The 11588-nt window shown below is 50.3% G+C and carries 8 protein-coding genes; all 8 read left to right on the plus strand.

Annotated elements, in window-relative coordinates:
• Positions 1-1498, plus strand: a 1498-nt coding sequence (locus tag ACESLU_RS03090; protein WP_372634961.1) for a SusC/RagA family TonB-linked outer membrane protein, incomplete at its 5' end; no start/stop codon positions are given.
• Positions 1499-1518: 20 nt separating this feature from the next.
• On the plus strand, positions 1519-2976 hold the full coding sequence (locus ACESLU_RS03095; protein ID WP_372634964.1) for a RagB/SusD family nutrient uptake outer membrane protein: 1458 nt from the start codon (positions 1519-1521) through the stop codon (positions 2974-2976).
• A 285-nt stretch (positions 2977-3261) separates the two neighbouring features.
• A complete protein-coding gene (locus ACESLU_RS03100) occupies positions 3262-4182 on the plus strand; it encodes an amidohydrolase family protein (protein ID WP_372634967.1) in 921 nt (306 codons plus the stop codon).
• Positions 4172-4960 (plus strand): amidohydrolase family protein, encoded by a 789-nt coding sequence (locus tag ACESLU_RS03105; RefSeq protein WP_372634970.1) that lies wholly within the window; start codon positions 4172-4174, stop codon positions 4958-4960. Before ACESLU_RS03100 ends, ACESLU_RS03105 begins: the two co-directional genes overlap by 11 nt.
• 161 nt (positions 4961-5121) lie before the next feature.
• Positions 5122-6474, plus strand: a complete 1353-nt coding sequence (locus ACESLU_RS03110; RefSeq protein WP_372634973.1) for a DegT/DnrJ/EryC1/StrS family aminotransferase — start codon at positions 5122-5124, stop codon at positions 6472-6474.
• A 510-nt stretch (positions 6475-6984) separates the two neighbouring features.
• Entirely contained in the window at positions 6985-8316 is a 1332-nt protein-coding gene (locus ACESLU_RS03115; protein ID WP_372634975.1) for a neutral/alkaline non-lysosomal ceramidase N-terminal domain-containing protein, read from the plus strand.
• Positions 8317-8702: 386 nt separating this feature from the next.
• Complete coding sequence (locus ACESLU_RS03120) at positions 8703-9980, plus strand: hypothetical protein (protein WP_372634978.1); 1278 nt, start codon at positions 8703-8705, stop codon at positions 9978-9980.
• A gap of 107 nt (positions 9981-10087) precedes the next feature.
• Complete coding sequence (locus ACESLU_RS03125; protein WP_372634981.1) at positions 10088-11461, plus strand: BNR-4 repeat-containing protein; 1374 nt, start codon at positions 10088-10090, stop codon at positions 11459-11461.
• The last annotated feature ends 127 nt before the right edge of the window (positions 11462-11588 follow it).

Genomic DNA, 11588 nt, shown 5'->3' on the forward strand with positions numbered 1-11588 from the left:
GCATGAAGGATACTGGGGAAATTTAATGGCTGCTGTTTCAAACAGTTATGCCAATGAGACTATCCGGACCCTGAATAATGCTGTAATTAATCCTTCAAGTACATACAGCACCAAAACACAATGGGGACTGGCTTCCTACTTTTCGAGGGTCAATTACGCCTATGACGAGACGTATTTGCTGTCCGCATCCATTCGTACGGACGGAAGCTCACGATTCGGTCCCAATAACCGGTGGGGCTATTTTCCTTCCGCTTCGATCGCATGGCGAGTCACAGAGGAGGACTTTATGTCAGACCTGGATGCGCTTAACAACCTGAAACTGCGGGCCAGCTACGGCGTGACCGGCAACTTTAGCATCGGTAATTTTGCCTATCTCGGGACCATTGGTGATTACGCGTATTCTCCGGGCGGAAATTATACCATCGGTCAGGCGCAAAACTCGTTTGGCAACCCGGATCTGAAATGGGAGCGAACGTTCAGTTATGACATGGGTGTTGATGCGGGATTTTTCAACAACAGGCTGAATATCGTATTTGACTATTATGAGAAGACGACCAAGGATCTGTTGTATAACGTTAATACCCCGGCTATTACCGGCTTTACCAGCTCTCTCACTAATGTAGGTGATATTAAGAATAGTGGTATTGAGCTGGAGCTCAACACGGTGAACATCCAGAAGAGTGATTTCCAGTGGTCCACTTCCTTCAACTATACGAAAAATAACAACGAGGTCACCAACCTCGGGGGCGGCGTAGAAGAGCGAACGATTTCCCACTCTCGGGGCATGGATTGGATTCTCCGAGAAGGAGAGCCGATGTTCTCCTTTTACGGGCATAAAATGCTCGGGGTCATCCAGAGCGAAGAAGAGCTGGATGAGGTAGCCACGATGACCGGTCAGCCGGTCGGAACGGTGCACATGGAGGATAAAGATAATGACGGGGACATCGATGATGATGACCGAATGATTCTCGGAAATTTCATGCCTGACTTTTATATGGGCATGGTGAATGATGTCAACTGGAGAAACTTTGACCTGAGTGTGGTCACGCAGGCTTCGTTCGGGGGTAAGCGGTATAACCTGGAAAATCTCTATTACCAGGGAGCCACAACGAGTGCTCTGCTTCGGCCTGTGGTCGAGGGACAGTGGTGGTCGCCCGAGGAACCCGGTAACGGTGAACATCCGGCAGCTTCTCTGTCCGTTCTGCAGTATATCGGAAGCAATGACTATTACTTGGAAGATGCCACCTTCTTTTCGATTCGAAATATCAATCTTGGGTATTCATTACCTGCCAGCCTGCTGGAGCCGTTCAACGTCACTGATCTGAGAGTTTATTTGTCGGTGAGTAATGCACTCATGCTGACGAAAGAGGGATTTAACGGCTATAATCCGGAAGGCCAAACGAGTGGAATCAGTGGTCCCAATAGTTATCCGGGACTGAATAACGGATCCGAGCCGCTTAACCGGACCATCGCATTCGGTATAAACATGAATTTTTAATAATTTAACTGAACATTATCATGAATAAGTATAGTTTATACATCGTATTATTGGTTCTGATAAGTGGGCTGACCGCCTGTCATGATAGCGTGACGGATTTGAAGCCTGAGTCCGAACTGACGGAAGCCAACTTCTATCAGACCGCGGCCGATATGGAGCGCGCCATCCTCGGGGTCTATAACGGTTACCAGCAGAGATATCCCAGGAACTGGGTGGTGTTTGAAACGCCGACGGACCATGTTCACAAATCGGAATATGACTTTATCGGGGGATTGCTGCAGGTAGACCAGCTGTCATTTCACCCGAGCAACGATATCTTTGAGAATTTCTGGCAGAGCAACTACAACGGGATATTCCGGGCCAATAAGGTCATTCAAAGCCTGGATAATCCGGACGACTTGCCGTCCGCAGACCGCAATAGAATAGAAGGGGAAGCTCGTTTCCTGAGAGCCCTCTACTATTTTGACATGGTGCGTGCCTTCGGTGGCGTCCCGGAAATAACCAGCCAGGTTACAATCGAAGATGCAAGGACCACACAACGAGCCAGCGAAGAGGCTATCTATGAGCTGATTATCAGCGATCTGGAGACCGCCCTTTCCAACCTTCCCGCCAAAGGTGAGATCGAGTCGGGCAGGGCAACCACCGGAGCGGCGGCCGCGCTGCTCGGACAGGTTCATATTTATCAGGAAAATTATGATGAGGCCCTGACCTATTTGAACCAGGTGGAATCCATGGACTACAGGCTGCTGGATAATTTCGGTGATATTTACTCCCTGGAGAACGAAGATCATGACGAGGGTATTTTTACCCTGAAGTATATTCAGGATCAAAACGGCAATGAACTACCCTCTGATTTTATCCCGTATTTCGGGGTGGAAGGATATGCCAGTCTTGGAAACCAGATTGTCGATCTCTCCTGGGATCTGCACCAGGAGTTCCAGGAGGAAGACTCCAGAACAGAGGCCACTATTACGGAAATGTGGAGAAATCCGGATTCCGAGGATAGCGAGCTGACCTACCGTCCCTATATCAGTAAGTTTCTGGTACCTCACAACGGAAGAACTTCTTCCGGACTGGATCTCCATGTGATTCGCTACGCGGAAGTACTACTTCTAAAGGCCGAAGCCTTGTACTATACCGGTGACACGCCGGGGGCCGTGGATTATATCAACATGGTACGCGAGCGGGCATTCGGTGATTCCGATCATAACTATACGGTGGCTGATGCCACATCGGAAGAAGAGTTTCTCGATATCCTGCTCCATGAACGGCAGCTGGAGCTTTGCCTTGAAAACGAGCGGTGGCCGGACCTGGTGCGAACCGGTCGGTTTATCGATGAGCTTTCAGAAATCGACAGAACGCAAAATCTGACGGTCGAGCTGGACGTGGAGGAGCATCATGCCCTGTTTCCTATCCCTCAACACGAGATCAATGAAACCGAAGATGGGGTCTTAGAGCAAAACCCCGGCTACAATTAATGAGTATAAACGTCAAGGATAAGCCCAACAGTCATATGTTGGGCTTATTTTTTGGCATGTAATACCCAAAGGGCTTTGTGAAGTTATATGCTTTCTAATTTTGTGCATTATTATAAAAGCTCAAGTTAAAGTAACGCCAGTAAAGGCGCTCTTACTTAACCTGTTTCAGGGCTGAGTGTTAGCCCTTAGCTCTTCTCAGCGGCATACATATAATATTAGCTAAACCACTGAATGTTTTACAGATCGGCACCTTATTTTCACTGCAAAGATTAAATAACATAGATTATGTCAGGTATAGATCGCAAAGAATTTTTGAGGAATAGCGCGCTTTCGGCGGCGGGACTAATGATGGGTAAAAATGTTCTTGGCCAACCCCATGCACCGGCAGCGAAATCGTCTTCTTCCTTCGATATTATGGAGGAAGTAAATAAGTATAGCATGATCGATTCGCACGCGCATGTCTATTTCCGGGATGAGAGTCCCGACATACAAATAGCGTTTGCCGACCGGCTGGACATCGAAAAGCTGGTCATATCCCGGCCGTTATCCCGCAGCGTGAAAGGAACGCCGGAGGATTTCAAGCGGTGCAACGACCTGGTCCTGGACTGCGTGAAGCAATATCCCGACCGGTTTATCGGGCAGATGACGTTAAATCCCGAGTACAAAGAGGAATCGCTGGAAGAAATCAAGCGGTGTGTGGATCAGGGCATGGTGGGGCTGAAAGTGTATAGCCATGTAAACATCGCCGACCCCGCCTTTTATCCGATCATCGAGAAATTTATCGACCTGGACATGATTATTCTGATGCACCACGGTATCGGCCGATCCAGGATAGAGCCCGCTCCCTCAGAGAAGGATACGGTTTCGGTGGCTACTGATTTTGCTGATATTTCCAAACGATACCCGGAAGCGATGTTTCAGCTGGCCCATTTGGCGGGGGGACCTGATTGGGAGGCCGCATGCAAGGCGGTGAAAAACTGTCCCAATGTGTATGTTGACATTTCGGGGAGTAATAACGATGCCAATATTATTGACTTTGCCCTTGAATATGTGGGCGAGGACCGGATGTTCTTTGGCTGTGACAACAGTTTTTACCAGGGCGTGGGTCATGTCCTGGCTGCGGACCTCAGCGAGCGTCAGCGCGAAAAAATATTTTTTGATAATTATAATGATATTTTAAGAAAATCAGGTAATCATGTTGATTGACAGTAATGCATATATAGGACACTGGCCATTTCGGTACCGGAGATTTAATACCTGCAAGGCCCTTCTGGATGAACGCATGGAGAAGTTCGGCGTGGATGTCTCCGTTATCAGTAATCTGGACGGCATCTATTACAAGAATACGCAGAAAGCAAATGAGGAGCTCTACAGGGAGATCAACTCCGAACAAAGATTTAAAGACCGTTTCATTCCCTTTGCTATCATCAATCCCATTTATAATGGCTGGAAGGATGATTTTGAAGTATGCAGGAAGCAATATGGTATGAAGGGCATTCGGTTGTACCCGAAATACCACGGCTATGATCTGAATAATGCCAACTGTATAGAGCTGGTTAAAATGGCCCGGGATCACGGCATGCCCGTTGCATTTACGCTCCGCATCGTGGATAGCCGCCCCAGTTCGTGGCACGATATCGAGGAGGAGTGGTCCCTCAGCGATGTCATTCCCATTATCAGGGAGGTACCGGATGCCAAATATATGATCCTGAATGTAGCGAACAGTACGAATCTGGATGAAGAGGAAACCTCTGTTTTGAAAAAAGCCGATGCGCTGCTGGATACCTCGGGAAGAGGCATGAACAGCCTGGTGGAATTACTCTCAACCTATGGAGCAGAAAAGTTTGTTTTAGGTACGCATTCCCCGATTTTGGATTATTGCACCGGGTTGTTGCGGATTGAATCGCTTTATGAGGATGAAGCAAACCAAAAGGCAAAAGATAAAATGCTGTCCCAAAATGTCATGGATTTTCTGGACGTGTAGTGTAAGTACTTACTGATATTTTGGGTTTTCGTGCTTTTGTGGTTAGTATGGTAAGAACAAAAATTAGAGAAGCTATTGCTTTATATTTCCTTGAGGGGCGCCGCCCTTCAGATATTGCTAAACGCTTGGGGCGTTTACGCTAAATTTTAAAAGGACCTGTTATGAATGACAAAAAATACTCCCGAAGAGAATTTCTGAAACAAAATTCAATGGCTGGCCTGGGTGCTGCGGCTGCTATGGCGTTGCCCGGAGGCAATGTGCTGAATTATATGACGAGGAAGCACGACACACCTGCATTGTTGGGCGGGAATCCGGTCGTATCTCCGGATTGGCCTGAATGGCCCCGCTGGTACCCGGAAAAAGATGAACAGCGACTGCTGGAGGTGATGCGAAGCGGGGTATGGTCGCGAAGCGACGTGGTTGCTGAGTTTGAGCAGGAGTGGGCGAAAACGATCGGGACCGAGCGCTGCCTGGCCCTTGTAAACGGCACCAATGCCCTGCAAACTTCGCTCGCTCAACTGGACGTGGGATGGGGCGATGAAGTGATCGTATCTCCGTATACGTTTATAGCGTCTGTTTCCAGTATATTAGCCAATGGAGCGATCCCGGTCTTTGTGGATACGGATCCGGAAACATTTCAGATGGACCCGGCCCAGATCGAGGAAAAAATAACTCCCCATACCAAAGCGATAGAGCCGGTCCATATAGCTGGCTTGCCCTGTGATATGGAGCGCATCATGGAGATAAGCGAGAAGCATGATCTCGCCGTGGTAGAGGACGCCTGTCAGGCCTGGCTTGCTGAAATAAATGGTCAGAAAGTGGGGACCTTCGGGCATGCCGGCTGCTTCAGTTTCCAGAATTCCAAGAATCTGCCTATAGGCGAGGGCGGGGCTATAGTGAGTGATGATGAAGAATTTATGGATCGCTGTTACTCCTATCATAATTATGGAAATCCCTACGGATCCGCAGAGGGACGTGTGGGCACGAAACTGCGCATGGCGGAGTACCAGGCCGCAATAGGCCTGGCACAGCTCAAGCGGCTCGAGGAGGAAACGACGCTTCGCAATGAAAACGCCGCATATCTCAAGGCCCGGATGGAAGAGATACCGGGGATAAGTCCGTACAAATTATATCCGAATGTAACCCGTGCAGCCTTTCACCTCTTCCCCTTCCGATATAATAAAGAGGAATTTAAGGGACTGACAAGAAGTAAATTCCTGCAGGCTCTCAGGGCGGAAGGGGTCCCCTGCTCCAGCGGCTATGGTGAACTTAATAAACAACCCTTTATTAAGAATGCGCTGCAGTCACCGAACTTTAAAAAGTTCTATTCGGAAGATCAGTTGAATTACGAGGCATTCCTTGAACGAAATGCCTGTCCCCGCAACGAGCAACTCTGCAACGAAGAAGCGGCCTGGTTTACCCAGAATATCTTACTGGGTAGCAAAAATGACATGGATCTGATTGCGTCGGCTATTGAAAAGATTCATAAAAATGCGGAAGATCTGAAAGAATAAATCGTTAGCCGCTTCAAACATTATGTTGATTTGTATGGCCTCATTCCTGTAAAAAATTAGAAGGCTTCAATTTCTATGCGTAGTGCGTCCTGTTGCTTCTTATGCGTTAGGGGCGAGCGAGGCACAGGGCCTCTTTTCCTGCGTTGCTACCAGAAAATATTCGCAATATATTCGGTAAACGATTAACATACAGGGTCTTTACGGTAAAGGTAGGGAGCATTCCTTACTGAGGAAGGTGTAGACTCCCACCATTCGTTACAACTTACTAGCGCAAGGGGAGGCTCTTTCCCGGGTGATGTTGGCATCGACGGGTAGATTTTCAATCGAAGGCTCTGCTTACTCTTTACTCTTATTTTAAATGGGACTCTCACATGCACATACGTCCCTCCGGGGGGGCAGAAATTAGCATTACCGGCGAACAATAACAACGATACCAATACGTGATATATCATGAAAAAAACAGTTCTTTTATCCACTTTTATTATTTTTTTAGTCTTGGAGGGATTTGCTATGGACAGATCACAGGAAGGGCAGGGCTGGAAGGCCGGCGTGGCGAAGATTAATATTACCCCGGAGCGTTCTATGTGGCTGGCCGGCTATGGAAACCGGACCGAACCCTCGAGCGGTACGATGCACGATATCTGGGCGAAAGCGCTGGCCCTGGAGGATGCATCCGGAAACCGGGCGGTGCTGGTGACCGCCGATATCCTGGGCTGGCCGAAAGGGATGTCCGATGAGATACGGTCCCGGCTGCAGGAGGAGCTGAATCTTTCCAAAGCCCAGGTAATGTTAAACAGCTCGCACACGCACTCCGGACCCGTACTGGAACATTCGCTTGTGGATATTTATCCACTCGATGACGAGGAGCGCCGTAAAGTACAGGAGTATTCGGACGAGCTGGTAGAAATGACTGTTCAACTGATCAAGGAAGCGTATGAGGACCTGTCCCCGGCGGAGATCTACAGCGGCAGCGGGGTCGCCCGGTTCCAGGTGAACCGGCGCAACAACGACGCCTCGACTCTGTTCCGGCGACATGACCTGAACGGTCCGAATGATTACGCGGTGCCCGTGCTTAAAGTGACCACCCCCGGAGGCGACCTGCGAGCCCTTACCTTCGGCTACGCCTGTCACCCTACGGTATTGGGCATGAACGAATGGTCCGGTGATTATCCGGGCTTTGCCCAGATCGAATTGGAGAAAGAGCATCCCGGAGCCGTGGCGATGTTCTTTCAGGGAGCCGGAGCGGATCAGAATCCGCTGCCGCGGCGGACGGTGCCCCTGGCCCGGCAATACGGACGGACCCTGGCCGCGGCGGTTGACCGTGTCCTGGAGGAAGATGATATGCAGCCCCTGGAGCCTTCCCTGTCCACCGCCTACAGGGAAGTGGAGCTGGACCTGAATGCCCCGGCTTCGGTGAAGGAGCTGTCCCGCCATGCGGAAACCGCTTCCGGCTACCAGCAACGATGGGCCGAGCGTCTGCTGGAAAAGGCTGAGCGGGGAGAGTCCTTCCGGGAAAACTACCCGTTTCCCCTGCAGGTATGGCAGCTGGGTGATCAGAATATCTTTGCGCTCGGGGGCGAGCTGCTGATTGAATATTCGATTCAGCTGAAGGAGATCTTCGGCTACGACAGTATCGTCATGGGCTATACCAATGATGTGATGGCCTATATTCCCACGGCCGAGGTACTGCACGAGGGAGGCTACGAGGGCGCCTCATCGCAGGCGGTATACGGGATGCCGGCCAAATGGAGCTATGACATTGAAACACGGATCCTGAGTCAGATGGTCCGCCTGGCCGAGACGATCGGTATCGAGCCGCCCGAGAATAAACTTATTGAGTGAGTTTAGAAATGATTTTTATATGAGTGCTTTTTTCAGTGAAGTAAAGAGTAATCAAAAAATTCACCGGGTTAATGCATGGTGCTGTCATTCGCTGCACCTGCGCTAAAATCATTTAACTCGACCGCGATACCATGATAGCTCAGACAGCAATGATTTTTTAACGTTCCGGCGCTGTTCACTCTTTTCAGTACCACGCATTAGGCCGGGTATTATGGAAGTTTTATCGTATCAGCAGGTGAAATGCCTCGCTCACTTAATCCAAAAACTTTTCCATGGAATACTTATATTTTTTTCCGCCATGGGAAATGAAAACCAATCAATACTTATTAATACAAGTATTTAAGACGGTATTCAGAAGAGCAAGATTAGGAAATTTAGAGCATATTATGAAGAATGGATTAACGGCTCAGCGTTACTACTCCGGATTTGAACTGGCCCATGATACCTATAACGCCCTGTCGACGGCTAGTGACGGGAATGTATATTATGTGCTGTCGTCGGAGCATATCGAAATAGGGGGACAGTTTTATAGGTATAATCCCGAAAGGGATAGCATAACCCATATCGGGGATTTGACCGAACTATGCGGCGAAAAAGGGGAAAACGTCATCGGACAGGGGAAAAGCCACGTGGAGTTTTATGAAAGCGACATGCAGCTATACTTTTCAACGCATGTCGGGATTTATGAAACCATCGACGGGATGGACCGGCTTCCGGAGAATCCTCCCGGCGATTACGGTTTGTATCGCGGGGGACACATTTTATCGTATGATATGAGCACCGGAGATTGTCACGACCTGGCGCTGGTCCCCCACGGGGAGGGTATGGTATCTATGACCATGGATGTCGACCGGAACCAGATCTACGGCATCACCTGGCCTACCGGTTACTTTATTCACTATGATGTGACAAAAGATGAGCTTTATGATATCGGTCCCATTGCACACAAAGGAGAAGGAGGCACGCCCGGGGATGATTTTCGGGTGCTGTGCCGCTCGCTGGTCGTCGACCCGCGCAGCGGTACGGTATATTTTTCCAATGCGGAAGGGGATATCCTGACGTATAAACCCGGGAATAAAGCGGTTGACAAGTTGGAGGAGGTCCACCTGCGACTGGATTACTTCGGGGAATATGATCCCACCCGGCCGGGCAATATGTCCTATAACTGGCGAAAAGTATTCTGGCATCCCGGCGAAGAGGTTATCTACGGGGTCCACGGCAACTCGGGATACCTGTTCCGGCTCGACCCGCAAAAGGAAAAGATCGAACTGGTGGAACGAATTACCTCCGAACCCTCCCGGAAGAGCGGATTCTACGACCAGTTCAGCTATGGTTATCTGGGGTTTACGCTGGGGCCCGATCGGGAAACGATCTATTATCTGACCGGGGGACCCATTTACAGGGAGGGTAAAAGAGTTAAAGGGAAGGATGAAATTGCCAAAGGGGCGGCCCGGGGACTGGAGAATCTGCACCTGGTGACCTATCACCTGCCCACCGACCGGTACCGGGATCACGGGCCCATTTTTTATGAGGACGGGACCAGGCCTACCTACGTCAATTCGATTGCCGTGGGCGCGGGCGGGCATGTCTACACCCTGGCCCGCATGGAGCATGAAGGAAAGACAATCCAGGACCTGGTGAAGATTCCCAATCCGTTGGCGTAGCTCGCATCCTGCTTATGTTGAATGCACGAAAATGCAGCTATTGGCCAAAGAACGGTTTTACAAAGCCTTCAGTAAGTATTAACCATATTATATATCTACATAAGATTATGAATAAGCGAAGCAACGGTAAATCAGCCATCGGTATAGATCTTGGCATCATTGTATTGGTAATCGTTGGTATGGGGTTTTTAGGCTGTCAGTCTGATGCCCCCAATGAAGAAACAGGTGACGAGGTCCTGTTGCTGAATGACGACGGGAGCTGGTGCTGGTACCAGGATGAGCGGGCTATGCTGGACGGGGATCAGCTGCTGTTTTCCGGGGTCACCTCGGAGGGGGCGAATACCGTTTCCAGCTATAATATAAGAACCGGGGAAAAGCAGACCGTTGTGCTGAATGATACAACCTTTCAGCCTGATGATCACAACGTGGGCGTGCTGCTCAAGCGTCCCGATGACAGGTACCTGACCGTCTACGCGGGACATGGAGTGGACACCCGGATGCGGTACCGAATTTCGTCTGAACCGGGGGAGATCAGTGAATGGGGACCCGAACAGGTGGCCGATACCCGGGAGGAGGTGACCTATTCCAACGTGTACCGGTTATCGGAGACAGGAGAGATTTATAATTTTCACCGGGGCATCGGCTGGAATCCCAATTACATGGTATCGGAGGATGAAGGGGATTCCTGGCAGTACGGGGGACAACTGCTGGCTTTTGAGGGGCGCCCGTACCTGCGGTATACGTCTAATAACAGTGATCAAATTCATTTTATTGCTACCGAGGGTCACCCGCGCAATTATAACAACAGCATCTACCACGGGTACACGGATGGGGAACAGGTGTACGAGTCAGATGGGCAGGCCCTTGGCCCGTTGAGCGGCGATGAGTCCACGGACCTGAAACCCTACGATTTCACCACGGTGTTCGACGGGGATTCCACCACGCGCGCTGATGTGGCCTGGACCAGCGATATTGAGCTGGACGGGGAGGGCCGACCGTACGTTGCTTTTTCGGTAACCAAAGATCCCATTGCGCTTGGCGAACGTGAGCAGACGGACCAGGCGGGATTCGATCACCGGTATCATTATGCGCGCTGGGACGGGGAGCAGTGGCGGGAGCATGAGATTGCCTACGCCGGCAGCCGGCTGTACCCGGGGGAGAATGAATATACGGGACTGATTACCCTGCACCCGGAGGATCCGAATGTGGTGTATATCTCCGCGGATGTGGACCCTGAGACCGGGGATGAGCTGAACCCGGAGGGTTCCCGGCGCTATGAAATTTTCCGGGGCACGACCGGCGACCGCGGAGCAACCTGGGAGTGGACCCCTGTCACCGAAGATTCCGAAGAGGATAATATCCGTCCCGTTGTGGTCAGCAATGAGCAGTATGAAGCCGTCCTGTGGCTCAACGGTCGGTATACCACCTACACGGACTATGACTTGGACGTCCTGGGGATCATCAGGGAACGGGACGATTAGGAATTCCCTCGTTTGTCTTATAACGCCTGATTACTGCTTCTGACTGGGTGATGGATGGGGGGGGCGAGAATGATAGGAAGACTCATTTCAAATGGTTAACTTTCAGGGAATCGTACAGAAACTACGG

The organism is Fodinibius sp. (assembly GCF_041642155.1).
Classification (GTDB): Bacteria; Bacteroidota; Rhodothermia; order Balneolales; family Balneolaceae; genus Fodinibius.